At 30.6% G+C, this 25,689-nt stretch carries 25 protein-coding genes; 7 read left to right on the top strand and 18 right to left on the bottom strand.

What is annotated here, in order from left to right:
* The 6 genes from mraY to mraZ all read right to left on the bottom strand — a co-directional run bounded on the left by mraY (window position 1) and on the right by mraZ (window position 6,443).
* The gene (mraY, locus tag LOS86_RS02690; RefSeq protein ID WP_231843120.1) at window positions 1-1,221 is read right to left on the bottom strand and encodes a phospho-N-acetylmuramoyl-pentapeptide-transferase; all 1,221 of its coding nucleotides are present in this window, start codon (window positions 1,219-1,221) and stop codon (window positions 1-3) included.
* 72 nt (window positions 1,222-1,293) lie between these two features.
* A complete protein-coding gene (locus tag LOS86_RS02685) occupies window positions 1,294-2,757 on the bottom strand; it encodes a UDP-N-acetylmuramoyl-L-alanyl-D-glutamate--2,6-diaminopimelate ligase (protein ID WP_231843119.1) in 1,464 nt (487 codons plus the stop codon).
* Window positions 2,754-4,736, bottom strand: a complete 1,983-nt coding sequence (locus LOS86_RS02680; RefSeq protein ID WP_231843118.1) for a PASTA domain-containing penicillin-binding protein — start codon at window positions 4,734-4,736, stop codon at window positions 2,754-2,756. The genes LOS86_RS02685 and LOS86_RS02680 overlap by 4 nt, the downstream gene beginning before the upstream one ends.
* Window positions 4,727-5,083 (bottom strand): FtsL-like putative cell division protein, encoded by a 357-nt coding sequence (locus LOS86_RS02675; RefSeq protein ID WP_231843117.1) that lies wholly within the window; start codon window positions 5,081-5,083, stop codon window positions 4,727-4,729. Before LOS86_RS02675 ends, LOS86_RS02680 begins: the two co-directional genes overlap by 10 nt.
* 6 nt (window positions 5,084-5,089) lie before the next feature.
* The gene (rsmH, locus tag LOS86_RS02670; protein WP_231843116.1) at window positions 5,090-5,998 is read right to left on the bottom strand and encodes a 16S rRNA (cytosine(1402)-N(4))-methyltransferase RsmH; all 909 of its coding nucleotides are present in this window, start codon (window positions 5,996-5,998) and stop codon (window positions 5,090-5,092) included.
* On the bottom strand, window positions 5,973-6,443 hold the full coding sequence (gene mraZ, locus LOS86_RS02665; RefSeq protein ID WP_231843115.1) for a division/cell wall cluster transcriptional repressor MraZ: 471 nt from the start codon (window positions 6,441-6,443) through the stop codon (window positions 5,973-5,975). Before mraZ ends, rsmH begins: the two co-directional genes overlap by 26 nt.
* 335 nt (window positions 6,444-6,778) lie before the next feature.
* Between mraZ and LOS86_RS02660 the strand changes: the two genes are divergently transcribed.
* Window positions 6,779-7,534: an alpha/beta fold hydrolase gene (locus LOS86_RS02660; protein ID WP_231843114.1), complete on the top strand. Its 756-nt coding sequence runs from the start codon at window positions 6,779-6,781 to the stop codon at window positions 7,532-7,534.
* A 37-nt stretch (window positions 7,535-7,571) separates the two neighbouring features.
* The gene (gene yihA / locus LOS86_RS02655; protein WP_231843113.1) at window positions 7,572-8,189 is read left to right on the top strand and encodes a ribosome biogenesis GTP-binding protein YihA/YsxC; all 618 of its coding nucleotides are present in this window, start codon (window positions 7,572-7,574) and stop codon (window positions 8,187-8,189) included.
* A gap of 31 nt (window positions 8,190-8,220) precedes the next feature.
* Here the strand turns inward: yihA and gldC are convergent, their stop codons facing one another.
* Both gldC and gldB read right to left on the bottom strand, forming a co-directional pair.
* A complete protein-coding gene (gldC, locus tag LOS86_RS02650; protein WP_231843112.1) occupies window positions 8,221-8,547 on the bottom strand; it encodes a gliding motility protein GldC in 327 nt (108 codons plus the stop codon).
* 5 nt (window positions 8,548-8,552) lie between these two features.
* Complete coding sequence (gldB, locus tag LOS86_RS02645; RefSeq protein WP_231843111.1) at window positions 8,553-9,515, bottom strand: gliding motility lipoprotein GldB; 963 nt, start codon at window positions 9,513-9,515, stop codon at window positions 8,553-8,555.
* An 81-nt stretch (window positions 9,516-9,596) separates the two neighbouring features.
* Between gldB and nadE the strand changes: the two genes are divergently transcribed.
* Window positions 9,597-10,430: an NAD(+) synthase gene (gene nadE, locus LOS86_RS02640; RefSeq protein WP_231843110.1), complete on the top strand. Its 834-nt coding sequence runs from the start codon at window positions 9,597-9,599 to the stop codon at window positions 10,428-10,430.
* Between the two features lie 73 nt (window positions 10,431-10,503).
* On the top strand, window positions 10,504-11,133 hold the full coding sequence (locus tag LOS86_RS02635; protein ID WP_231843109.1) for a response regulator transcription factor: 630 nt from the start codon (window positions 10,504-10,506) through the stop codon (window positions 11,131-11,133).
* Here the strand turns inward: LOS86_RS02635 and dnaG are convergent.
* From dnaG to LOS86_RS02610, 5 genes are all read right to left on the bottom strand, one after another.
* Window positions 11,130-13,106, bottom strand: a complete 1,977-nt coding sequence (dnaG, locus tag LOS86_RS02630; protein ID WP_231843108.1) for a DNA primase — start codon at window positions 13,104-13,106, stop codon at window positions 11,130-11,132. The two genes, LOS86_RS02635 and dnaG, sit on opposite strands and share 4 nt — an antisense overlap.
* Window positions 13,107-13,252: 146 nt before the next feature.
* Complete coding sequence (locus LOS86_RS02625) at window positions 13,253-14,305, bottom strand: kinetochore Spc7 family protein (protein ID WP_231843107.1); 1,053 nt, start codon at window positions 14,303-14,305, stop codon at window positions 13,253-13,255.
* Between the two features lie 34 nt (window positions 14,306-14,339).
* Window positions 14,340-15,026 (bottom strand): hypothetical protein, encoded by a 687-nt coding sequence (locus LOS86_RS02620; protein ID WP_231843106.1) that lies wholly within the window; start codon window positions 15,024-15,026, stop codon window positions 14,340-14,342.
* Window positions 15,013-15,582, bottom strand: coding sequence for an RNA polymerase sigma factor (locus tag LOS86_RS02615; protein ID WP_231843105.1), 570 nt, complete (start codon window positions 15,580-15,582; stop codon window positions 15,013-15,015). Before LOS86_RS02615 ends, LOS86_RS02620 begins: the two co-directional genes overlap by 14 nt.
* A 145-nt stretch (window positions 15,583-15,727) precedes the next feature.
* Entirely contained in the window at window positions 15,728-16,483 is a 756-nt protein-coding gene (locus LOS86_RS02610) for a response regulator transcription factor (RefSeq protein WP_231843104.1), read from the bottom strand.
* Between the two features lie 500 nt (window positions 16,484-16,983).
* On the opposite strand from LOS86_RS02610, the gene LOS86_RS02605 reads away from it, so the two are divergent.
* Both LOS86_RS02605 and LOS86_RS02600 read left to right on the top strand, forming a co-directional pair.
* Complete coding sequence (locus tag LOS86_RS02605) at window positions 16,984-19,362, top strand: PAS domain S-box protein (RefSeq protein ID WP_231843103.1); 2,379 nt, start codon at window positions 16,984-16,986, stop codon at window positions 19,360-19,362.
* A 23-nt stretch (window positions 19,363-19,385) separates the two neighbouring features.
* Complete coding sequence (locus LOS86_RS02600; protein ID WP_231843102.1) at window positions 19,386-19,550, top strand: hypothetical protein; 165 nt, start codon at window positions 19,386-19,388, stop codon at window positions 19,548-19,550.
* Between the two features lie 2 nt (window positions 19,551-19,552).
* Here the strand turns inward: LOS86_RS02600 and LOS86_RS02595 are convergent, their stop codons facing one another.
* The gene (locus tag LOS86_RS02595) at window positions 19,553-20,533 is read right to left on the bottom strand and encodes a polyprenyl synthetase family protein (protein ID WP_231843101.1); all 981 of its coding nucleotides are present in this window, start codon (window positions 20,531-20,533) and stop codon (window positions 19,553-19,555) included.
* Between the two features lie 74 nt (window positions 20,534-20,607).
* Entirely contained in the window at window positions 20,608-21,648 is a 1,041-nt protein-coding gene (gene rlmN / locus LOS86_RS02590) for a dual-specificity RNA methyltransferase RlmN (RefSeq protein WP_231843100.1), read from the bottom strand.
* 92 nt (window positions 21,649-21,740) lie between these two features.
* On the opposite strand from rlmN, the gene LOS86_RS02585 reads away from it, so the two are divergent.
* Entirely contained in the window at window positions 21,741-22,382 is a 642-nt protein-coding gene (locus LOS86_RS02585; protein ID WP_231843099.1) for an O-methyltransferase, read from the top strand.
* Here LOS86_RS02585 and LOS86_RS02580 read toward each other — a convergent pair.
* The 3 genes from LOS86_RS02580 to LOS86_RS02570 form a co-directional block, all read right to left on the bottom strand.
* Entirely contained in the window at window positions 22,377-22,952 is a 576-nt protein-coding gene (locus tag LOS86_RS02580; RefSeq protein WP_231843098.1) for a phosphatase PAP2 family protein, read from the bottom strand. The two genes, LOS86_RS02585 and LOS86_RS02580, sit on opposite strands and share 6 nt — an antisense overlap.
* A 2-nt stretch (window positions 22,953-22,954) precedes the next feature.
* A complete protein-coding gene (locus LOS86_RS02575; protein WP_231843097.1) occupies window positions 22,955-23,302 on the bottom strand; it encodes a Sec-independent protein translocase subunit TatA/TatB in 348 nt (115 codons plus the stop codon).
* 99 nt (window positions 23,303-23,401) lie between these two features.
* The gene (locus LOS86_RS02570; protein ID WP_231843096.1) at window positions 23,402-25,678 is read right to left on the bottom strand and encodes a M1 family metallopeptidase; all 2,277 of its coding nucleotides are present in this window, start codon (window positions 25,676-25,678) and stop codon (window positions 23,402-23,404) included.
* Between the last annotated feature and the right edge of the window lie 11 nt (window positions 25,679-25,689).

Below are 25,689 nucleotides of genomic sequence, written 5' to 3'. Positions count from 1 at the left end.
TTATCTTAATTTTAAAGAAACCAATGAGAAAATCGCTAACAAAATTCCGACAATCCAAAAACGAGTTACAATCTTACTTTCATGATATCCTTTTTTCTGATAGTGGTGATGCAAGGGCGACATAAGAAAAATTCTTCTTCCTTCGCCAAATTTCTTTTTGGTATATTTAAAATAACTCACTTGAATCATTACCGATAAATTTTCGGCTAAGAAAATACCGCAGATAACCGGAATTAATAATTCTTTACGGATTGAAATAGCAATTACAGCAATGATTCCACCAATAGTTAAACTTCCTGTATCTCCCATGAATACTGATGCTGGATAAGCATTATACCATAAAAATCCAACTAAAGCTCCAACGAATGCTGCAATATAAATTGTCATTTCTCCAGAATTAGGGATATACATAATATTCAAATAATCTGAAAAAATAATATTACCCGAAACGAAAGTAAAAATTCCAAGCGTAAGCACTGAAATTGCCGAAGTTCCTGCTGCTAATCCATCAATTCCATCTGTTAAATTGGCTCCATTTGAAACGGCTGTGATAATTAATATCACCATTGGAATAAAAATCAACCAAGCATAATCTTTGTAATCATCTCCCATAAATGACAACACTTCTGCATAATCAAACTCATTGTTTTTCATAAATGGAATAGTCGTAGCGGTAGACTTTTCTTGTAAATCAGCAGGTTTAATATTATTTTCAATTTTAATACGTGCTGCCATTGTATCTTTTCTAACGGTTACATCTGGACTCAAATACAAAACTGTTCCTACAATTAATCCTAAACCTACCTGACCAATTACTTTGAAAATTCCTTTTAAACCTTGTTTGTCTTTTTTGAAGATTTTAATGTAATCATCTATAAAACCAATAGTCCCCATCCATAAGGTGGTTACTATCAACATAATAATGTAAATATTATTCAATTTAGCTAACAATAAAACCGGAATTAAAGTAGCCAAGATGATAATAATCCCTCCCATTGTTGGCGTACCAGCTTTTTGGGTTTGCCCTTCTAATCCTAGTTCTCGAACCGTTTCCCCAACTTGTTGTTTTCTTAAATAGTTGATAATTTTTTTACCGTAAATGGTAGCAATTGATAGCGATAAAATAAACGCTAATGCCGAGCGAAAGGTTATATATTGAAAAACTCCTGCTCCAGGAACATCAAAGGCTTTGTCTAAGTATTGAAAAATGTAATATAACATATTTTAAAGTTTCTAGTTTCTGGTTTCAAGTGCGGGTTTATCACTAAACACGAAGCTCGGAACTCGAAACAATTATTTATTCAATTGTTGTAATAACTCCGTAACTGTTTTTAAATCATCGAAATCATGGCGAACCCCATTTATTTCTTGATAGGTTTCATGGCCTTTTCCAGCGATTAGAATTATATCGTTTGGATTTGCCAATTGACAAGCTGTTTTAATTGCTTGCTTTCTATCTAAAATGGAAATCGTTTTTTTAAAATTTTGAGGCTCTACTCCTTTTTCCATTTCTTCAATAATAGTTTCCGGATTTTCACTTCTAGGGTTATCAGACGTAAAAATGGCTTTATCGCTCATGGTTGAAGCAATATTGGCCATAATTGGTCTTTTCGCTTTGTCTCTATCGCCACCACATCCTACAACGGTAATTAATTGTTCGTTTTTAGTGCGAATATCTTCTATGGTACTTAACACATTTTCTAATGCATCAGGCGTATGCGCATAATCTACAATAGCTGTTATTTTAGAATCTGAAACTATAAATTGGAAACGTCCTGAAACACTTTCTAATTCAGAAAGTAAACGTAATGCTTCCATTTTTTCTATTCCTAATTCAACTGCAACTCCATAAATAGCTAGTAAATTATAAGCATTAAATGAACCAATTAATTTTACCCAAACTTCATTATCATTAATTTTCAACAATAAACCTGATAATTGGTTTTCTAAAATTTGGGCTTTGTAATCGGCATATGATTTTAGTGCGTAAGTTAATTTTCTTGCTTTTGTATTTTGAAGCATTACAGCACCATTTTTATCATCCCTATTAGTCAATGCAAAAGCACTTTTAGTTAAACTATCAAAAAATGATTTTTTAACATCGCGATATTCTGCAAATGAATTATGATAATCTAAATGATCGTGAGATAAATTGGTAAAAACGCCACCTTCAAACTGTAAAGCTTCGGTTCTTTTTTGATGAACACCGTGTGAAGAAACTTCCATAAAGCAAAATTCACAACCCTCTTGCAACATTAAATCTAAATATCTATTAATTGTTAAAGAATCGGGAGTCGTATGTGTGGCTTTAAATTCTTGTTCGTCAACCATAATTTTTACAGTTGATAACAATCCTACTTTGTAACCAGCTTTTTTGAATAATTGGTACAATAAAGAAGCTATAGTGGTTTTACCATTCGTTCCTGTAACTCCAACTAATTTTATGTTTTCTGAAGGATTATCATAATAATTAGCTGCCAAAAAGGCTAACGCTTCATTAGAATCTTTTACTTTAATGTAAGTAACACCATTAACTAGAACATTTGGAAATTCTTCACAAATTACTGCTATAGCACCCAAACTTAAGGCTTTTTCTATATAATCATGACCATCTGAAAGCGTTCCTTTGATGGCTACAAAAACATCATTTAACTCAATTTTTCTAGAATCGAATTCAATTTTAGAAACAATAACATCGGTAGCGCCATGAACTGCTTCAATTTGTACTTTATATAATATGTCCTTTAATTGTTTCACGATAATTCGATTATGATAGTTTGATTTTTGTTAAAAGCTTGCCCAGATGTTAATGATTGTTTTTTTACTCTTCCTACTCCAATAACCTTAACTTTTAAACCTAAATTTTCTAGCAAGGCTACAGCATCCATTCCTTCCATTCCTTTTACATTAGGAACAATTTGCTCTTCTTTTTCAACTTTTTTATAGTATTCCGAGTAGTTTTTTTCTTGCGAAACTACTTTAGCATCAATATTTTTTACGTGATTCATGGAAGGCGAATCGGTAAATATTTTTTGTGCGATTCTTTTAAAAACCGGTCCTGCAACATCAGCACCGTAATATCCAGCAGCTACATTAGGTTTATGAACAACTACTATGCAAGAATACTTTGGGTTATCTGCAGGAAAATATCCTGCAAATGAAGATGCATAGTATAATTGCGACTTGTCTTTATAATTTACTTGGGCCGTTCCTGTTTTTCCCGCCATTGAAAAATCTTTGGAATATAATTTTGAACCCGTACCTTTTTTCACCACATTCTTTAGTACTGCTTGCACTTTATTTAAAGTCTCTTGTGAACAAATTTTTGGATTTATTACTTCAGTATCGTACTTTTTAATAGTTTTATTCCATTCCTTGATTTCACTTACGAAAATTGGTTTTACCATAACACCATTATTTGCAACAGCGTTATACAAGGTTAGTGTTTGAAGTGGTGTAATTGACAAACCATATCCAAAAGCCATCCAAGGCAAAGCTACTCCAGACCAACGATTAGTTCCAGGCTGAGGAATAATAGGTATGCCTTCTCCTTTTATTGGCAACCCTAATGGCTTATTTAAACCATAGCTATTGATTCTATCAACAAACTGTTTTGGATTGTTTTTATAACTCTCATAAACCGATTGTACTAAAACCGTATTGGATGAAACTTCAAAACCTCTAGCCAACGAAATTTTACCGAAACCTCCTTTATGTGAATCTCTAACTTTTCTCTTAAAATATTCAATTTCACCACCAAAAGAATTATAAACCGTTCCGGTATCCGCTTTTTTATCATCTAAAACCGCAATTAAATCTATCAATTTAAAAGTAGATCCAGGCTCATGAGATTCCATAATTGCATAATTTTGTGTCTCATAATAAGATCCATCTTCTGCTCTTCCTAAGTTTGAAATTGCTTTGATGTGTCCTGTTTTTGTTTCCATAACCACCACACAACCATGATCGGCGCTATAGTATTCCAATTGTTTTAATAAAGCATGATGTGCAATATCTTGAATGTAAACATCTATTGTTGAAATAATATCATAACCATCTTGTGGTTCTTTTTCGTTGATATCGTTAATAGGTTTCCACTGATTTTTTGCAATTTTTTGCATCATTCTGTGGCCATTTTTCCCATTTAAATAATCACGGAAAGCGTATTCTAAACCTTTTCCATCTTCATTGGAACGCTCGTAACCTATAGTTCTTTTTGCAACTAAACCTATTGGATGTTCTCTTACAATTTTTTGTTCAATGATTAAACCTCCTTTATTAGCTCCTTTTTTAAATAATGGGAAGGATTTAATTCGCATATGTTCTGTATAGCTTAATTTTCTTGCTATAAAAACATAACGACTTTTATTAGCTCTTGCTTTTTGCAATTTTGCTTGATAATGTCCGGATGATTTTCCAAACATAACAGATAGTGAATCTGAAAGTGCTTTGATATTTTCTTTAAAAAGTTCTGATGAAGGCGCTACAGCATCAAAATAAATTGAATATTCAGGAATTGATGTTGCTAACAAACTACCATCCGCTGAATATACATTTCCTTTGTTTGCCGGGATTGTAAAATTTTTAACCGTTCTTTCTTGAGCTAACTTTCTGTAATACTCTCCTTCAACCCATTGAATATTATTAAGTTTTATCAATACAAGAACAGCCATCACGAGAAACATGAAAGCTACAAAATACATGCGGTACGATATTTTTTTATCCTCTACTGCCATATTTTTAATTTATCCCAAAAACTTTTTTTTGTTTCTTTTTTTTCTACAATTATCTTAACTGGTGGTACTTCAGAAGGAAATATTTCACGAACTTCCATTTTTTTAGCAACCGTAGATTCCATTTTTAATTTCATCAACTCTGAACGACGATCTACAAACTCAGAACGCAATTCTTTTACTTGATTATTCAATTCTGTAATTCGATAATTTTTGGCATCATATTGATGATTGTTAGCAATGGCCATCATTCCTAAGATTACTAAAAAAACGATGAATTTCCAGTTCTTAAGAGCGTCATCACTTATAAGAAATTTTGCTTTTAGTAAACTGTAGATTCCGTTTTTCATAGGTTGCTATATTTTTTCTGCTACTCTTAGTTTTGCACTTCGTGCTCTGTTGTTTATTGCTATTTCCTCTTCTGTAGGAACAATTAATTTTTCAATAATTTTGAAAGGAACTTTAAAATTTCCGAAGAAATCTCTTTCAGGCTCTCCTTCAAACATGCCGTTTCGCATGTAACGTTTTACCAGTCTATCTTCTAATGAGTGATACGAGATTACACTCAGTCGGCCTCCAGGTTTTAGAATCTCAAGTGATTGCTCTAAAAACTCTTTCAAAACATCCATTTCTTGATTGACTTCTATACGAATGGCTTGGTATATTTGAGCTAAAATTTTATTGCTTTTATGTCCAGGTAAAAATTTTGCTAACACCTTTTTTAATTCGTCTGAATTTCGAATTTCTTTATCTTTTCGAGCGGTTACGATTACGTTTGCCATAGCTCTTGCGTTTTTTAATTCGCCGTAATCAAACAAAACTCTTGCAATATCTTGTTCTTCATATTCATTCACCACGTGATATGCACTGATATCGCCTTTTTGATTCATTCTCATATCCAATTCAGCATCAAAACGAGTTGAAAAACCTCTCTCTGCTACATCAAATTGGTGTGATGAAACGCCTAAATCAGCCAAAATTCCATCTACTTGTTTGATTCCGTGGAAACGTAAAAATCTTTTTATGTAACGAAAATTCTCATTGATTAAAGTAAATCGCTCATCATCAATTGCATTTTTCAAAGCATCTAAATCTTGATCAAAGGCAAACAACTTCCCGTTTTCATTTAGTCGACTTATGATTTCTCTTGAATGACCACCTCCACCAAAAGTAACATCCACATACACACCATCAGGATGAATATTTAATCCATCAACTGTTTCTTTTAACAATACTGGATTATGATATTCCATCTTCGTCGTCATTAAAATTACCCATTACTTCTTCTGCCAAATCTGCGAAATCACCTACCGCATTTTCTATAGCATTTTCGTATTTATCTTTATCCCAAATTTCGATAATATTGATTGCTGAATTCAACACAATATCTTTTTCAATTTGAGCAAAAACTACCAAATCTTTTGGAATTAAAAGTCGCCCTGTTGCATCAATCTCTATCATTTTAACTCCCGCTGTAAATCTTCTAATAAAATCGTCATTCTTTTTATTGAAACGATTTAACTTATTGATTTTTAACATCATTTTATTCCATTCCGCCATTGGAAACAATTCCAAACAAGGCTGAAAAACAGAACGCTTCAACACGAAACCATCCTCTAAAGAACCCAATTGTTTCTTTAGTGACGTAGGTAGCATCAGCCTTCCTTTGGCATCTACTTTACACTCGTATGTTCCGATTAATGTTTTCAACTTTCTATTTCAATTAGAATATGGACAAATTTAGAAAAATTTTACCACTTTTTACCACATAATACCACTTTGTTAATAAGTTTTTGGAATTTAAAACTTGATTTTCCACTTTTAACAAAAGATTATTTGCAAAATCAAGAATCAAGAAGAATTTAACCTTAAAAATCAAGTATTAAGATTTTTACGATTTTTATTTAAAAAGGAATAAAATTGTTGATAACTAACATTTTAGAGTTTTCAAGTAACAAAAAATAACTGTGTCATTTTTTTCTTTAGATTCTTTAATAAAATAGTATATTTGTCGAGCATGAGAATTAACCCATCAAGCGGCATTTATGTTAAAAAAAGAAAAGAAATATACGTATTTTGAAGCAGGTGAAGGAACTCCTATTATCATTTTACATGGATTAATGGGAGGCTTAAGTAATTTTGACGGTGTTGCAAATTTTTTTCCACCAAAAGGTTACAAAGTTGTTATTCCTGAGTTGCCTATTTATACCCAAAACATATTAAAAACAAACGTTAAAGCATTTTCTAAATTTGTTAAAGATTTTGTTGTTTTTAAAGGATTTGACAAAGTGATTTTACTTGGAAATTCACTTGGAGGTCATATTGGATTGTATTTTACTAAAATGTATCCTGATTTAGTAAAAGCTTTAGTTATTACAGGAAGTTCAGGATTATATGAAAGTGGAATGGGCGAAAGTTATCCAAAACGAGGTGATTATGAATACATCAAAAAGAAAGCTGAAGATGTATTTTACGATCCTGCAATTGCCACGAAAGAAATTGTTGATGAAGTGTTTGCAACTGTTAACGACAGAATTAAATTAATTAAAACTTTAACAATTGCAAAGAGCGCTATACGTCATAACATGGCTAAAGATTTACCGAAAATGGCTACTCCAACTTGTATTATTTGGGGAAGAAATGACAAAGTAACTCCTCCAAATGTAGCCGAAGAATTTGATAAATTATTACCCAATTCAGAGTTGTTTTGGATAGAAAAATGCGGACATGCAGCCATGATGGAACATCCAGACCAATTTAATGAAATTTTATATCATTGGTTACAAAAGAATAACATATAATGGTTCCCCTCTTTTGGGGAATTTTATTTTATAGCATATGAAAATTAACACCGCCGAATTTATTATTAGTAATTCAGAAGTAGATAAATGTCCGAAAGAACGTTTACCAGAATACGCTTTTATTGGTCGTTCTAATGTTGGAAAGTCTTCCTTAATCAACATGTTGACCAACCATAAAAATTTGGCCAAAACCTCATCAAAACCTGGTAAAACCCAGTTAATAAATCACTTTAAAATTAACAATAATTGGTTTTTAGTAGATTTACCTGGTTATGGTTATGCTCGAGTTTCTAAAAAAACAAAAGCCGTTTTTCAACAATTTATTACCGATTATTTTGAAAGACGCGAACAACTAATTTGCGCTTTTGTATTAATCGATATTCGTTTAGAAGCTCAAAAAATTGATTTAGAATTCATGGAATATTTAGGTGAAAGCGAAATTCCGTTTGCTATTATTTTTACGAAAGCTGATAAAATTGGAAAAACAAAAGTAGCTTCTCATATTGCAGCATACAAAAAACAAATGTTAGCCAATAATTGGGCGGAGATGCCACAATATTTCATCACTTCTTCACTAGAAGCTACAGGAAGAGATTCTATTTTAGACTATATAGATCAGATAAATGAAGATATTTTTAAGAACGAAAGTTTTTAAACAAAAAGTCGCTATTACTAGCGACTTTTTTTTATGCTTTTAAATCCATCTTTTCGGCGAAATAATCACAAAAATCGCGCATAGTATCAGACATTTTCTCATCGGCAGTAGCGCGTTGAAAAGTATCTGCCATTGCTACTAACGTTTGATGAAAAAATTGTTTCATTTCGTCAACTGGCATATCTTTTGTCCATAAGTCGATTCGTAGTGTTTCTTTTGCTTTACTATCCCAAACCGATAACAACATAGCTTTGGCTTCTTCTTGTTCTACTCCGCCATCTTGCGCGGTCCATAAAAGTTTTTCAGGAACGTTATTTTCGTCTAATCCTACGGTAATTTTTATATCTGATGTTTTCATATGTTTTATTGCTTCTTTGGTTTGTATTTTGAATTATCGAAAATAGTTTTTGCATCCATAGCTAATAATTGCTCTAAAGTTACCCCTTCATTGTTTTCCATGTAACTTCTTACGATTTGCCAGCCTAACCATTGACCAACTCTTCCCGGAGTTTGGTTATCAATTTCTAAATAGAATTTTGAAAATGGAGCTGGTTTTATGAAACGTAATTCGTTTTTAGAATTTGAATCAAATAACAATTTATTTTCCACTAGATTGCTCCACATATAGTATTCATTTTCTTCACAAAACTTAATTTGTATATCGGTATAACCAATTTTATCAGCATCAGAATAAAATGGAATTAATTTGTCTTTAACATACAATTCTTTACCATAATAAATCATTGCCGAAAGCAAAGTTCTGTCTGTTGGAGCTGCAATTTTTCCATAACAAAAAGTTGAAACCAAATCGGGTAAAATTTGATTAGCCTCTAAACTTTGGCGTTTGTATTCTGGAAAATCTGAATAAAATCGATGTTCTTTACCTAAATAGCAATCCAATGAAACCAAAGCTAAAGTATCAACATAAAAAGCTTTAGCTTCAGTATCTACTTCATTTATTAAAGTAATTACTCTTGGTGTTTTAAATTTTGGAAAATAATATTGTACATATCCAAACATTTTCTCCATATCGGTTTCTAAAGCACCTAATGTTGGGAATTTTATTTGAACTTCTTTGTACAATTCTTTAAGCAATGGATCTTTTAACTTATTTACCCAAACTGAATCTGGATTACCTTCTGGAAAAAAGAAAGGATATTGCGCTTTAATTTTTGATAAATCTTCAGGTTTGGATTGATAAAAAATTTGATCAAATCGTTCTACTTTGAATTCAACTGGAATTTTTGCCACAGCCTCCTCTACTTTACTTTCTTCTTTACAAGAAAATAATGTAACAGCAATAAGGACAAATAATAATTTCTTCATATAGGGTATTTTTTATACTTTTATGGAACCAAAATTAATTTGCAAATATACAGTTATCGACTTATAAATTTTCATAAAAAAATGACAAATTCCAACAGTTTTCAGGCCGAAAAAATCAATCAATATATAGTACAATGGTTACTTGATTATGCTAATAACGCAAAAGTTAAAGGTTTTGTTGTAGGAATATCAGGAGGAATAGATAGCGCATTAACTTCTACCTTATGTGCCCAAACTGGTTTACCTACATTATGTATTGAAATGCCAATTCATCAAGCTGAAAGTCATGTAAATAGAGCTAACGAACATATTAACCAATTAAAAAATCGTTTTTCTAATGTTTTTAGTGAAAGAGCTGATTTAACTCCTGTTTTTGAATCATTTAAAAATCAAGTGCCTTCTAGTGAAAATGAAGCAGTATTAAACTTATCATTAGCCAATACACGAGCTCGCTTACGTATGACTACTTTATACTATTTTGCAGGATTACATGGATTTTTAGTTGCCGGAACCGGAAATAAAGTAGAAGACTTTGGTGTTGGTTTTTTTACAAAATATGGTGATGGAGGCGTGGATATTAGTCCGATTGCCGATTTAGTGAAAAGTGAAGTTCGTTTACTAGCCACATATTTAGAAGTCCCAGAAAGCATTTTAAAAGCCAAACCAACAGATGGGTTATTTGGAGACGACAGAAGTGATGAAGATCAAATAGGTGCAAATTATGATGAATTAGAATGGGCAATGTATCAAATGGAGAATGGAAAAACCATTGGAAATTTTTCTGGCAGAGAAGCAGAGGTTTTTAAAATCTATAAAAGATTAAATGAAATTAACCAACATAAAATGAATCCGATTCCAGTTTGTACAATTCCAAATGATTTAAAAATATTTCCAAAAGATTTAAAATTTTTGTAAAAAAAATCCACATAATATCTATTTTTTTTATTAACTTTGAGAGTATAAGTATTTAATTTAAACTTGTTTAGTTATGATTAAGGTATGTATCGCAGACAGTTTCCCTGTTGTGATTGAGGGCTTGCAATCTTATTTGCAAAATAACTCAAACATAGAAATTATTGGAACTGCAAAAAATTTAGAATCTCTACTCACAATTCTAGACAACAAACGATGTAATGTTGTAATTCTAGAGGTTGAATTAGATGGATTATCAAGTATTAGGGACATCAAAAATTTACTAAAGGATTTTCCAGAAATTAAAATTATTTTATTTACTAGAGTTTCAGAACAAATGTATGGCCCTACGGCAATTAAAACAGGTGTTTCTGCTTATGTATCTAAAAACAGTTCATTAAAAGACTTAGAATCTACTATTTTAAAAGTTGTTGATGGCAATGTCATATTTAGTGAAACCGTAAGAAAAAGTATGGAAATACTTAGTAAAGGGAAAAAATCTGAACGATTGTTTAAAAAGCTATCTACAAGAGAAATTGAAGTTTTGCGTTACCTAAATAATGGTAAAAAAAACAAAGAAATTGCTCAAATTTTAGGTTTAGATGAAAAAACAATTAGTACCTATAAATTGAGATTATTAGCAAAACTAAATGTTACAAACTTGGTTGACTTACTTAAAAAAGCTAAAGATTTAGATATTATTTAATTATATCTAGACAATACCCTACCTAAGTTTTTTGAGAAGATATGCGTTAACCCTAAATACGCTACAACCATTTCAAGTGTTTCTGAATTATCAGAGTTTGAATCTGTTGAAATAGAATTTTTTAAATCGTCTATAATATTATTTACTAAGTACCAGCGCAATGTAATTATTGTCTCTGTTACATATTGGCTAATAGTAGCTTCTTTTTGTTTTACGTAAATTTGCTGCACTTCCCAATTGTGTAAAACCTCACGTTCTTCATTCATAAGAATTGTGGTAACTTCTTGTGCTAATTCTTCAGGAAGCTGCATCAAATATTTATCTAGTTCAAATGTATCGTTTTCATTAAAATACGCAATTAAATGATTGTAAATTGCTTTAAAAATTGGATTTGCTAATTCAACCTCATCTTCTTGCAAACTCATATAAATGCGTTGATATACTTTATACGTATTCAACTCTTTAACCTCAACCATTTCCCCTTCTTCATTTTGCGCTAAAATAGTATCTTCAAATTCAGTTTCTTTATCACCATATAATAACAAAATCTGAATTATTTTTTGTTCTAACTCATACTGAATATCAACTTTAGTTGTGGGTTGCGAAACATCATTCTTTACTACTTCAAAAGCTTTTTGCTCCTCTTTGTTTTGTTTATTAGCTTCAGCTAAATCTTTTTTTACTAATTGCGCTAATGTATTAAAAAGTACATCTTCTGAGATATCCATAATTCTGGAACACTCTTTAATGTATACTTCTCTTTTAATTCGATCTGGAATTTTTGAAATACTCACCACCATATCTCGAATCAAATCTGCTTTTTTTATAGGATCATTCTTTGCTTCTTGCATTAACACAGAAGCTTTAAACTGAATGAAATCTTTAGCATTTTCTTCGAAATACAACAACAGATCTTCATAAGAAGTTTTTCGAGCAAAACTATCTGGATCATCTCCATCAGGGAACGTACAAACTTTTACGTTCATTCCTGCTTCCAAAATCAAATCAATTCCTCGAATTGAAGCACGAAGTCCTGCAGCATCACCATCAAAAAGCACGGTAATATTTGGCGTTAAACGATTGATTAGTCGAATTTGATCAGGTGTTAAAGCTGTTCCTGAAGAAGCTACAACATTTTCAATTCCAGCTTGATGCATTTGAATGACATCGGTATAACCTTCAACTAAATAACAATTATTTAGCTTAGCGATAGCTTGCTTCGCATGGAAAATTCCGTATAAGACTTTACTTTTATGGTAAATATCACTTTCTGGTGAATTTAGGTATTTTGCCGCTTTTTTATCATTGGTTAAAATTCGACCACCAAAACCCAAAACACGACCACTCATACTGTGAATTGGGAACATCACACGACCTTTGAATCGGTCGAATTGTTTTTCCTCTTTTACAATAGAAAGACCTGTTTTTTCTAAATATTCTAATTTATAACCTTTACCCAGAGCTTCTTTAGTAAAAGCATCCCAAGATTCAGGAGAATAACCCAAACCAAATTTCTTAATCGTATCAGAAGTAAATCCTCGTTCTTTAAAATAAGATAACCCAATAGCTTTTCCTTCTTCAGTATCTAATAAGGTGTGATGAAAATATTTTTGAGCAAATTCAGAAACCAAATACATACTTTCCTTTTCATTGGCTTGTGCAACATCTTCATCCGTTTGAACCGTTTCTTCAATTTCAATATTATACTTATTGGCTAAGTATTTAATGGCTTCTGGATACGTAAAATGTTCGTGCTCCATTAGAAACGTTACTGCATTTCCACCTTTTCCAGAAGAAAAATCTTTCCAAATTTGCTTTACAGGAGAAACCATAAATGAAGGTGATTTCTCATTAACAAATGGCGACAATCCTTTTAAATTACTTCCAGCGCGTTTTAACTGAACAAAATCACCAATTACCTCCTCTACTCGGGCGGTTTCAAATACTTTCTCTATGGTGTCTTTTGATATCAATTTAGATTTTCAGATTTTGGATTTTCAGATTTTGGAAAAGAATTCAAAGTTACAAAGTTAATCGATAAAAATCATTCGTAAACAAAAAAAGCACTTCAAATAAATGAAGTGCTTTTTTAAACAGAGAATCTAACCTAACCCTAAATTTAATTAAAATCAAAGCGTATTCCTAATGAAACGTTGTTTTGATCTATATTATTGTTCTTAAACATTGGATTTAAATCATATTTAACATATAGGCTGGTAGATTTGTATCCAACATAGGCACTAAGTCCATAAGTAAAATCGTTTACATTAAAATCCGCTTTTGTTCTTTCTCTCACTTTTCTTCCTTCAGTTTCATATCTAATAAATTGCTTAGAATTTGTGTTAACTCCAGCAAATCCGCCTAAACCAAATCTAAAACCTTGATGTGATTTGAATATTTTTTTTCCAACTTTTTCTTCTGTTTTTGAAAAATCAAACTCTAAATGAAGGGGTAAAACAAAATAGACATTTTTAAAATAAGTATGATTATCTTTTAAGTCGATTGGATATATTTCTAAAACCGTTTCACTTCCTGTGTCTACAAAAACTCTATTGCCGGTTGCATGCAACATATTGTATTGAAAACCTAAACCATATTTTAAATGCAATAAATTAGAATTTTGACTTAATCTTGTATTTAATGTTAAACCCCATTCATAAAAAGTTGAACGTAAATAACCAAAATCGGAATTTGCTATAGCACTATTAGTAACTAAATTATTGAAACCTGTAGCAAAAACAAATTGCGTGGTTGTTCTTTTTTCTCCATCGTTATTTATTTTATAGTTATTTTTATATCCTCCAGGAATCGATATTGAATGTTTTTTTTTAATTATTGAATCTGAATAAATAATTCTACCTTCAACTTTATCTTGTACCAATTGTGCTAATTTTGCTTCTTCAATTGCTACTTTGGTTTCGATATTTTTTGCGCGTTCTTCAGCAATTTTTAGTTTTAACTCTTGTCCTTTTTCAGCAGATATTTTCCCTTCTTTTACTTGCAAATCGATTGCTTCGATTTCTTTTTTTAATGCATTTTTTTCTTCAGTAGTAATTGTTTCGATATTTGAAGCAATTTCTTTTGCTTGTTGCTCAAAAGTTTTTTCTTGCGCAACGGCTTTAGTCAATAAACTAAAGACAATAACGATTGTGTACAAAATAATTTTTTGCATGACTGTTTGATTTTTAATTAATGATGATTTTTGTTTATTCGTAATTTCTATTGGCTAATGCTGATTTAGCATCTTGAAATTTTTTAGTCAATTTTTCTAAAGTTGTTTCTTTGTGAGTTTCATCTAATTCTTTTTCAACGTTAGTAAGTAAAGAATTAGCATCTATTTTCATTCTGTTTTTTGAAATAATTTTATTTTCAGATGTGTTTGTCTTTTCACCAGATTGAACTTCAGCTAACAAATCCTCTGGAGAAACGTATTTGAAAGTGTTGGGTGATGGGTGTTGGGTGATGGGTGTTGGGTTTTCTTGAATAATATTTTTCTCCTTCATCAATTCTTCAGTTTTAACTGGTTTTATATTTCTTAATTCTTTCTTTGAATAATTTACTTCATTCTGAACTAAAACAGGTTGCTCTTTTACAATGGAAATTTCATCGATTTTAATGGTTTTAACAGTATCTAGTTCTTCCTTGATGGTGGTAACAATTGGTGTTGAATTATTAATTTCGGTTGTTTCGTTTGAATTGAAAAGGAAAAATCCCAATCCGAAAAAAAACAGCATAGAAGCAGCCACAAAAAACCAACCATAACCTTTCTTTTGCTTTTTTTCTTCTGAAACCGTAAGCATTGCATCTAAGCGATCCCAAGCTTGAGCAGTAGGCTGAATTTCTCTAGCATTCAGCTTATCTTTGATTTGATTATCTAATTTATTTGGTTCCATTGAGTTTCTTTTTTAATTCGGTAATTTGTTGTTGCAATAACTTTCGAGCGTGTGATAATTGCGATTTTGATGTTCCTTCGCTTATTTTAAGCATTTCAGCTATTTCCTGATGTTTATAACCTTCAATTGCATACAAGTTAAACACCATTTTGTAACCATCAGGCAAATTGTCAATCATGTTTTGGATGTCATCTACTGAAAAATCTTCCATTTCATAAACTGATTCATTTTCGCTTATAGTAACATCTTCAATATCTTGGTGATTAAAATTGTTTTTTTTCACACGAAGAAAATCGATACATTCATACACCATTATTCGCCTAATCCAACCTTCAAAACTACCTTTGTGTTCGAAATTTTTTAAATTGGTAAACACTTTCATAAATCCGGTAATCATTACATCTTCTGCATGATGTATGTCCTTAATGTATTGACGACACACACTTAACATTTTAGAAGAAAACTTGGCATAAATCTGCTGTTGTGCTTGTCGATTGTTTTCGACAGCCAACTTAATGAGTTGTTTTTCTTCTTGATGTAATTGAATTACTTTCATTCTAAAGTTCAATGTCAAATTCAAAAATCAACTTCAAATTTAATATAATTGAAAAATTGTTTTTGATCTTGTACTTGTTATTGAATTATTGCCTCTAATTATAAAGACGAGATTGCATTTAAAATGGTTGTATGAATAAAAAAATTTATTTAATTTTTTGTGAGATATATTTTTTAGGAGACAAACCGGTAAAACTTTTAAAACAAACGGAAAAATAAGAAGTAGAATTAAAACCAGATTCAGATGCTAAAGTATCTACGTTAATTTCTCCTGCTTCAATGAGTCTTATTGCATAATTAAGTCTAATTTCTCTTATATAGGTAGAAACATTAACTTTTTTATCCTTTCTAATTTTTTTATCTAATGTAGATTTGCTAACAAAAACCTCTTTAGCAAGTTTTTCAATGGTTATATCTGTTTTTATATTGGTAATAATAATTTGATTAATTCTGTCAAAAAAGTCGCTCTTTCTAGATTTTAAAGAGATTTTTGAGACAGGACTTTGAGACTGATTAATTACCTTTTGTTTATAATCTAAAAAGTTTTGAATTTTAAGTACTAATTCTTGAATTTTAAAGGGTTTATTTATAAAATCATTAACTCCATTTTGTAGTTGTTTTATTTTACTTTCAAATGACAAATCTGCTGTTATCATAATGAAAGGAATTTGATCAAACTTTCTAAAATTTCTAATTTTTAAAAATAATTCCTCACCAGACATTATAGGCATCATCAAATCGCAAACAATTATTTCGGGTAATTGACTATCTAAATATTGTAATGCTTCTACACCATTTTTAGACCAGTGAACTTCATAACCATTTACCACTAATAGTTCAGACAAAGTTTGCCCTAATGACAAATCATCTTCTACTAACAATATGGTTCTATTTTTTTTCATGTAGTAAAATTACTTCATATTTTTTTAAATTATAAGTAATTATGTTTAACTCATAAGTAATAACAATTTGTTATAAAATTTAAAAAAATAAATTTGGCTCACTATAAAAAAATAACTTTTAAATTAACCCTAAAAAATGAATTACTCTTGTTGTAATAACAACATTGATTACCAATTATTTATTAATGATTACAATCTAAAAGAAATTGACTCTTTAAAAGTACAAAGAAAAAAGAAAAAATCATATTTGAATTCTATGATTCTTTTACATTTATTTTTTTTTTGTTTAAATATTATTAATTTCAAATGGATGTTTTTTCTAACTTATTTGACTTTTTATTTGTTATGTTTTTTGTTTTGTAATCAATATGCGTTTTATATTAAATTTAGTTATAAAAACGAAATAAAAAAATTAAACATCCATCCTAAAGAATATGAACTATTTGTTGAACTAGAAAATAAATTACATTCAAATAAATCAATCCCTACAAAATTTAAAAATGAATCATTTATTAAAAGCTATATCTGAAGCCAATAATATTCTTCTTAAAGAATCTGATATACACAAAGCACTTCAAGGTTGTATTACTGCATTGGGTAGTAACATTCTCATCGACAGATGTTACATATTCAAAAACGAAATAAATAACGAAGGAGTTACTATTCTAAACTATGAATACGAATGGTGCAAACCTGGCGCAATTCCTTTTATTGGAAGTCCAGAGTTAAGCGGACATACGTATGAAGCCTTTCCGGGTTTATACGAACCTCTATCTAATAATTTACCTTTTTACGGACTAGTTAAAGAAAGCACAAACGAGTTCTTTAAAGAAATTATGGAAATGCAAGACATAAAAGCATATCTTTTTACTCCTATTTTTTCTAATAATAGTTTTTGGGGTTGGATAGGATTTGATGATTGTGAAAATGAACGTATTTGGCTTGAAGAAGAAGTTAATGCACTTCATACTGTTGCACACAATATAGGTTTAAGACTTAACCAAAATAAAGTAAGACTTGATTTAGAAAACACTTTAAATGAGTTAGACTTTTACATGAAAAGCTCTAAACAAGCTAAATGGGAATGGAATATTATTACAAACAAGGTTAAATTCTCATACAACTGGTTTGGAATGTTAGGCTATAGTGATGAAGAACTACCTCATACATTTGAAACATGGGAAACTAAAATACATCCAGAAGATTTAGATGCTGTTAAGTCAAATTTAAACAACTATATCAACAATCAATCAGATAAGTACGAAGGAATTGTTAGATTACAACATAAATCTGGAAATTATGTTTGGATAAAATATTCTGGAATATTAATTGAAAATGATTTTGGAATACCAGAAAGAATAATTGGAACTCATATTGATATTAGTGAAATTAAAAATAAAGAAATTGAATTAGCTAAACAAAGAAATGAATACGATCATTTAGTAAACAATTTAGCTGAAATTATTTTTAAAACAGATTTAGAAGGAAACTTAATATTCATCAACCATCAATGGGAAGCAATATCAGGTCATAAAATAGAAAACTGTATTGGAACCAGTATTTTTAATTATTTAGAAAATTTCAATATTTCAGATATTAATGAATTATTTACTCATCCAAACAAAACGATTAGTACTGAAACCCAATTGATTAAAAAAAATAATGAGAAAATTTGGGGATTAATTATTTTAAGTATTGATTTCAATGTAAGTACAAATGAAAAAATTATCATTGGAACAATTACTGATATTAATGATACCGTTAATTTTAAAAATCAGTTAGAAATTTCGGAACAAAAATATCGATTCATAGCTAATAATACTTCCGATTTCATCATGCAACATCTTATTGATGGAACTATTACATATGCTTCTAACGCAGCAGAAAAAATTACTGGATACACTGCGGAAGAACTTATTAACAAAACTCCTTATCAATTTATTCACCCAGAAGATGTTGAAAGAGTTCAAAAACAAAACGCTAAAATAGCGGAAAATAAAAATGAAATCTTAACCTTCCGTTTTAAAAAGAAAGACGAGAACTATATATGGCTTGAAACTTATTCTAAAACTATTTTAGATAGCAACAATGAAATTGTAGGTTTTCAAACTTCTAGCAGGGATATTTCAAAAAGAATTGAGGATAAAGAAAACATTCAACAAGCTTTAAACAAAGAAAAAGAATTAAGTGAGTTAAAATCTGGATTTGTAACTATGGCTTCTCATCAATTTAGAACACCATTATCTGTTATATTTTCCAATGTTGAATTATTAAATCATAAGATAAATACAAACAACACCTACCAAAAAGAGGAGATAGAACGCATAACCAGTCGTATTTCAAATGAAGTAAACAGAATGACTGAATTAATGAATAACATCTTAGTTTTTGGTGCTTACGAATCTAAAAATTTAAAAGTAGAAATAAAAGAATTCAACTTAAACCATTTTATAGATAACCTTATTGAAACCTATTTCAATAACGAAAAAGATGGAAGAAAAATCATAGTTGAAAAAGAAGATTACAACAAAAATATTCAATGTGATGAAAGTTTGCTGACTCACATATTAAATAATTTAATTTCAAACGCTTTTAAATACTCGGTAGGCAGTAAAAATCCAATCATAAAAATAAACTATTTAGAGAGCCAATTTAAAATTGACATCATTGATTTTGGAATTGGAATACCTGAATTAGAAACAAAACATCTTTTTCAGTCTTTCTATAGAGGAAGCAATACTTCTACAATAAAAGGTTCTGGATTAGGACTAATTATTGCAAAACAATTTACAGAATTATTAAATGGTTCAATTTCTATTGACAGTAAAGTTAATGAAATTACAACCGCTACTCTCTTAATACCATATAAACAAAATTAACAAACACTATAAACTATAAAAAAATGGACAAATCTCTACAAGCATTCCTAAACTATTACAATGATTTTATCAAACAAAAAGGATTTGAACCGTCAGCTTATGATGTGAATTTTTGGGTAATTAATTATTTTAATACCAAGAAAGTAAACAAAAGTATGAGAAATCAAAAATTAGCTAGAAGCAACTAATCTTATTTTTTACGTTCTATAACGTAATTAACCATTAAAGTAAGCGAGGCTTTGTATGGACTAGATGGAAAATCTTCTATTAAATGCAAAGCTTCTTGCTGAAATTGGATCATTTTTTCTTCAGCATAAGTTAATCCGTTTTTGTCTTTTACAAATTGAATAACTTCTTTTACCCGTTTTTTATCTTTGTTATGATTTTTCACGGAATTGATTACCCAACTTTTCTCTTTAGCAGAACAATTATTTAAAGCATAAATCAAAGGCAATGTCATTTTTTGCTCTTTGATGTCAATCCCTGTTGGTTTCCCAATGGCATCCTCTGTATAATCAAACAAGTCATCTTTTATTTGAAATGCCATTCCAATAAGCTCTCCAAATTTTCGCATCTTTTCAACCAAAGCAACATCATCTGGAGCAACAGAACAAGCACCAAGCGAACAACAAGCAGCAATTAAGGTAGCCGTTTTTTGACGGATGATTTCATAATAAACGTCTTCTGTAATATCTAATCTGCGGGCTTTTTCAATTTGAAGTAATTCGCCTTCACTCATTTCGCGAACGGCAACCGAAATAATTTTTAGTAAATCGAAATCATTATTATCTATTGAAAGCAATAATCCTTTTGACAATAAATAATCACCAACTAAAACCGCGATTTTATTTTTCCATAAAGCGTTTAATGAGAAAAAACCACGACGCTTGTTGCTATCATCAACTACATCATCATGTACTAAAGTTGCGGTATGAATTAATTCAATCACCGAGGCACCTCTATATGTTCGCTCATTAACAACTCCACCCGAAATCATTTTAGCCGTTAAAAAAACAAACATAGGTCGCATTTGTTTTCCTTTTCGGTTAACAATATAATGCGTAATTCTGTTTAATAAAGCCACTTTTGAAGACATAGAATCGCGAAACTTCTCTTCAAAGAGTTCCATTTCAGTTGCGATGGGTAGCTTTATTTGTTCGGTTATTTTCATTGAGATACCAAAAGTACAAAAACAATTGCTAAAGGCAAAAAATTAGATTTTGAAATGAAAAAAGTTTGATTTGTTTATGATTTATTGGCTAACTGACCACAAGCGGCATCAATGTCTTTTCCTCTACTTCTTCTTACTTTTGCCACAATATTGTTTTTTTCTAAAGCCAAAATATAAGCATTTGTAGCTTCTTCAGATGCTTGCTGAAAGATGCCATCATCAATTGGATTGTATTCAATAAGATTGACTTTACATGGCACATATTTACAAAATTTCACCAAAGCATCAATTGATTTTTTATCATCATTGATTCCTTTCCAAACTACATATTCGTATGTAACTTTGCTTTTTGTTTTTCTGTACCAATATTCTAAACTTTCACGCAAATCAGTTAATGGAAAATTTTTAGTAAACGGCATAATTTCATTCCGAATTTCTTCAACTGCGGAGTGCAAAGAAACTGCTAATTTGAATTTTACCTCATCATCTGCCATTTTTTTAATCATCTTTGGAATACCCGAAGTAGAAACTGTGATACGTTTTGGTGACATACCCAAACCTTCAGAAGACGTAATCATATCAATTGCTTTCATAACGTTAGGATAGTTCATCAAAGGCTCACCCATTCCCATGAAAACGATATTGGACAAAGGTCGGTCATAATACAAACGACTTTCGTTATCAATAGCGGCAACTTGGTCGTAAATTTCACCAGGTTCCAAATTACGCATTCGCTTTAATCGAGCAGTAGCACAAAAATTACAATCTAAACTACAACCTACCTGCGAAGAAACACAAGCCGTAGTTCGAGTTTCAGTAGGAATTAATACCGACTCAACTACTAAATCATCATGCAAACGAACGGCATTTTTAACAGTTCCATCCTCGCTACGTTGCATGGTATCAACTTTAATGTGATTGATTACAAAATTAGCTTCTAACATGGCGCGAGTTTCTTTAGATACATTTGTCATATCTTCAAAAGAATGAGCTCGTTTTTGCCATAACCATTCATACACTTGATTGCCACGAAAAGCTTTATCGCCATTAGAAACGAAGAAATTTCGTAATTGTTCTTTAGTTAGTGCTCGTATGTCTTTTTTCTCAATTTGCATGGTGCAAAAGTAATGAATTTAGAAATTAGAAATTATAAAATAGAAATTAGAAGAGTTGTAATTTGTATTTTTGTTACAAATTTAATTTTATCATGCATTTCATATCAGAAGATTTAGAAGACTACGTTGCCAAACATTCTCAGCCAGAACCAGAATTGTTAGCAAAATTAAACAAAGAAACCTATCAAAAAATTATGCAACCACGAATGTTGAGTGGTCATTTTCAAGGTAGGGTTTTGAGTATGCTTTCTAAAATAATTCGTCCAAAGCACATTTTGGAAATTGGTACTTATACAGGTTATGCTGCTTTATGTTTAGCAGAAGGATTAGCTGAAAACGGAACTTTGGACACCATTGATATTGAAGAAGAATTGGTTGATTTTCAAAGAAAATACTTTGATGCTTCGCCATGGAAAGACCAAATTTTTCAACATTTAGGTGACGCTGTTGAAATTATCCCTACACTAAACAAAAAGTTTGACTTGGTTTTCATTGATGCTGATAAAGAAAATTATGTAAATTATTTTCACTTGATTGTTCCGATGATGAACAAAGGCGGCATTATTTTATCGGATAATGTGTTATGGAGTGGAAAAGTACTAGAAGAAGTAAAACCAAATGACAAAAGTACTCCCGTTTTATTAGAATACAATCAATTATTAAATACAGATTCAAGAGTTGAAACCGTTTTATTACCGATACGTGATGGTTTAACGGTTAGTCGAGTTTTATAGTTCAGTTGCGGTTTTCAAATTATATTTTTTCCCAAAATACATAAACAATTTGTAAAACACATAACCAAAAGCACCACCAAATAAATAACCTGTTAAAATATCACCTGGATAATGCAATCCAAGATAAATTCTACTGTAGGCAAAAACTAATGGAAATAAGAATAACAGATAGGTAAACTTATAGTATTTTCTGATTATTAAAAAAATAAACATAGTTGATGCCATAGAATTAGCAGCATGACCTGAAAAAAAACTAAACGATTTTCTTGTTATTACCTTACGCATAATCCCATCAAATTCTGGATTATTACAAGGTCGCAAGCGTTCAAAAAAATATTTGAATAGGTTTGTTATTTGATCTGTAAAAGTGATTAAAACCGCTAAAAAAAGAATTAAAATCCCAAAATTTTTCCAACCTATTTTTTTTTGAATTAGATAAAAAACAACAAGAAAAAAGGGAGCCCAATTAAATTGCTTTGTAATAATTTCCCAAAAACCATCAAAAGGTTCTGAACCTAATCCGTTCAAAAAAAGGAATAATTCTTTATCTAAATTAATTAAATGTTCCAATACTATAATTGTCTTTTAACGGGTCCGGTAATATTTTCAATATCCTCTTTTACTTGTTCAATAGGATTTTGAACCTCTAAATCAATATTTTCTAAAGGATTTACCATTTTAGTAATTCCTTCTTTTGCTTTTGCTATTTCTTCAGAAACTCCACCAGTTAATGTATTCATATCTAAACCGGCATCCTGAGTCCCTTTATGGATTTCATTTTTAATTTCGTTTGTGGCATTTTTTAATTGCGCCATTCCTTTGCCTAATGCACGAGCAATATCAGGAATCTTATCTGATCCAAACAACATTAATACAACTAAAATGATGAAAAAAAACTCACCTCCACCTATTCCAAACATAGTTTATTTTTGAAAATTAACTTCGCAAAGTTACAAAGTTTTACCCCTATTTATCTTAAAGTAATCAAAAAAAAGACTATCCGAAGATAGTCTTTAGTTTTACTTTTTATCTATAGTATCAAATTTTGAAACCATTTCACCTTTTGGCCAATAATTATTTTCTACATCAATATCTGCAGTTTCTAATTTTGGATCCAATTGAATTTTTACCACTTTTTTATCTGAAGCAAAAACTCTTTTAGCTGTTTCGTTGTTTCTTCTCCAAATTTGAGCTGGGAATTTATGAATTTCACTTGTTCCATCTTCAAATTGAAGTTCAACAATAATAGGCATGATTAATCCTCCTGGCTTTTCAAATTCTACTTCATAGAAATATTTAGGCGATTTTAGAGCATTCTTTTCTTCTTCAGAATAATTTTTATCCAAATAATCAGCTAGCGCTTGCACATTTTTAGGATCAAATCCTTTCTTTAATTCAGGATTAAAATCTGGCGTATCTTCAGCTACTAAAAACAACATTGGTTCACCATCACTAATTTTTCTTCCTCTTCTATTGAACATTGCTTGTGTTTCTTTTGAAGCTTCAGTAGAAACAAAATATTGTTTAACCGATTTTACCCCGATATCTGTATAATCTGTAGAATAGAACCAACCTCTCCAAAACCAATCTAAATCAACCGCTGAAGCATCTTCCATTGTTCTAAAGAAATCTTCAGGTGTTGGGTGTTTAAATTTCCAACGATTTGCATATGTTTTGAAGGCATGGTCAAATAATTCTCTTCCCATGATAGTTTCTCTTAAAATATTCAATCCAGTTGCTGGTTTACCATACGCATTAGCTCCAAAATTGTAAATATTTTCAGAGTTTGACATAATAGGTTCTAAAAACTTTTGATTTCCTTTCATGTAAGGCACTATGTTTTTAGCCGGACCTCTTGTTGCAGGAAAGTTTGGATCAAATGAGGTTTCTGTTAAATATTCTAAGAATGTATTTAAACCTTCGTCCATCCATGACCATTGTCTTTCATCAGAATTTACAATCATTGGAAAGAAATTATGTCCCACTTCATGGATAATAACTCCCAACATTCCGTATTTGATTCTATCACTTACAAATCCTTTTTCATCTGGTCGGCCGTAGTTCCAACAAATCATTGGATACTCCATACCTTGGTCTTCAGCTGAAACAGAAACTGCTTTTGGATAAGGATAATCAAATGTAAAATGAGAATATGTTTTTAATGTATGAGCAACGGCTTTTGTAGATAAATCTCCCCATAGCGGATTTGCTTCTTTTGGATAAATCGAAATTGCTAATGGTTTGTTTGTAGGTAAATCAACCGCCATTGCATCAATTATGAATTTTCTTGAAGTAGAAAAACCAAAGTCACGCACATTTTGAGCTTTAAATTTCCATGTTTTCTTTTGTTCTGAGAAACCTTTTTCTGCAGCGATTGCTTCATCTTGGGTTACAATAACAACTGGTTTATCAAAAGTTTTTTCAGCTAATTGCCATCTTTTCACTTGTTCTGCTGTAAATACTTCGCTTCTATTTTGCAAAACTCCTGTTGCCTCCATTACGTGATCAGCAGGAACTGTAATACTTACATCATAATCTCCAAAAACTAAAGCAAACTCTCCTCTACCCCAAAATTGCATATTTTGCCATCCTTCAACATCATTATAGACAGCCATTCTTGGAAAAAATTGTGCCATTACATATAAACGGTTCCCATCAGGAAATTGTTCGTATCCTGAGCGACCATTTTTAGCACCTTCCATGTAATTTACAATATTATACCACCATTTAATAGAGAATGAAATTTTTTCTCCATTTTTTAATGGCTTAGGCAAATCGATACGCATCATGGTTTGATTGATGGTATATTTCATTGCATTTCCTTTAGCATCTTTTACATATTCAATGTTAAAACCTCCTTCAAAAGGTTTATCCATATATTTTTTTGTAAAATTGCTAACGGTAATTGCCTTATCCATATTTTGACTTTCCACTAATGGAGTCTTAGAATCAGGTCTTTCAATATTTTGTTCTAATTGCACCCATAAATATTCTAATGCTTCAGGTGAATTATTATAGTAAGTAATTGTTTCAGAACCATATAATTTTTTATTCTTATCATCCAATTCCAGATTCATTTTATAATCTGCTTTTTGTTGATAATACGCTGGACCTGGCGCTCCAGATGCAGTTCTAAACATATTAGGAGTAGCCATTTCGTCATACATTTGACGGAATTTATTCTCGTTATAATGTCCAAGATCTCGCTTTTTCTCATCTGATTTTACATCTTGAGCAAAAGCTCCATAAGACATCAATAAAGATAGAAAGGCGCTTAAAACAATTGATTTTTTCATAAATTGAATTC

The organism is Flavobacterium cyclinae, assembly GCF_021172145.1.
In the GTDB taxonomy this organism is placed as follows: domain Bacteria; phylum Bacteroidota; class Bacteroidia; order Flavobacteriales; family Flavobacteriaceae; genus Flavobacterium; species Flavobacterium cyclinae.
Note: the sequence above shows the minus strand (reverse complement) of the source record. Positions and strands in the feature narration are given on the sequence as shown.

Excerpts from the sequence above, each read along its gene's own strand:
- mraY (WP_231843120.1), bottom strand. The coding sequence starts at position 1,221 with ATGTTATATTACATTTTTCAATACTTAGACAAAGCCTTTGATGTTCCT.
- LOS86_RS02680 (WP_231843118.1), bottom strand. The coding sequence starts at position 4,736 with ATGGCAGTAGAGGATAAAAAAATATCGTACCGCATGTATTTTGTAGCT.
- LOS86_RS02675 (WP_231843117.1), bottom strand. The coding sequence starts at position 5,083 with ATGAAAAACGGAATCTACAGTTTACTAAAAGCAAAATTTCTTATAAGT.
- rsmH (WP_231843116.1), bottom strand. The coding sequence starts at position 5,998 with ATGACGACGAAGATGGAATATCATAATCCAGTATTGTTAAAAGAAACA.
- LOS86_RS02660 (WP_231843114.1), top strand. The coding sequence starts at position 6,779 with ATGTTAAAAAAAGAAAAGAAATATACGTATTTTGAAGCAGGTGAAGGA.
- yihA (WP_231843113.1), top strand. The coding sequence starts at position 7,572 with ATGAAAATTAACACCGCCGAATTTATTATTAGTAATTCAGAAGTAGAT.
- gldC (WP_231843112.1), bottom strand. The coding sequence starts at position 8,547 with ATGAAAACATCAGATATAAAAATTACCGTAGGATTAGACGAAAATAAC.
- gldB (WP_231843111.1), bottom strand. The coding sequence starts at position 9,515 with ATGAAGAAATTATTATTTGTCCTTATTGCTGTTACATTATTTTCTTGT.
- nadE (WP_231843110.1), top strand. The coding sequence starts at position 9,597 with ATGACAAATTCCAACAGTTTTCAGGCCGAAAAAATCAATCAATATATA.
- LOS86_RS02635 (WP_231843109.1), top strand. The coding sequence starts at position 10,504 with ATGATTAAGGTATGTATCGCAGACAGTTTCCCTGTTGTGATTGAGGGC.
- LOS86_RS02625 (WP_231843107.1), bottom strand. The coding sequence starts at position 14,305 with ATGCAAAAAATTATTTTGTACACAATCGTTATTGTCTTTAGTTTATTG.
- LOS86_RS02620 (WP_231843106.1), bottom strand. The coding sequence starts at position 15,026 with ATGGAACCAAATAAATTAGATAATCAAATCAAAGATAAGCTGAATGCT.
- LOS86_RS02615 (WP_231843105.1), bottom strand. The coding sequence starts at position 15,582 with ATGAAAGTAATTCAATTACATCAAGAAGAAAAACAACTCATTAAGTTG.
- LOS86_RS02610 (WP_231843104.1), bottom strand. The coding sequence starts at position 16,483 with ATGAAAAAAAATAGAACCATATTGTTAGTAGAAGATGATTTGTCATTA.
- LOS86_RS02605 (WP_231843103.1), top strand. The coding sequence starts at position 16,984 with ATGAATCATTTATTAAAAGCTATATCTGAAGCCAATAATATTCTTCTT.
- LOS86_RS02600 (WP_231843102.1), top strand. The coding sequence starts at position 19,386 with ATGGACAAATCTCTACAAGCATTCCTAAACTATTACAATGATTTTATC.
- LOS86_RS02595 (WP_231843101.1), bottom strand. The coding sequence starts at position 20,533 with ATGAAAATAACCGAACAAATAAAGCTACCCATCGCAACTGAAATGGAA.
- rlmN (WP_231843100.1), bottom strand. The coding sequence starts at position 21,648 with ATGCAAATTGAGAAAAAAGACATACGAGCACTAACTAAAGAACAATTA.
- LOS86_RS02585 (WP_231843099.1), top strand. The coding sequence starts at position 21,741 with ATGCATTTCATATCAGAAGATTTAGAAGACTACGTTGCCAAACATTCT.
- LOS86_RS02575 (WP_231843097.1), bottom strand. The coding sequence starts at position 23,302 with ATGTTTGGAATAGGTGGAGGTGAGTTTTTTTTCATCATTTTAGTTGTA.
- LOS86_RS02570 (WP_231843096.1), bottom strand. The coding sequence starts at position 25,678 with ATGAAAAAATCAATTGTTTTAAGCGCCTTTCTATCTTTATTGATGTCT.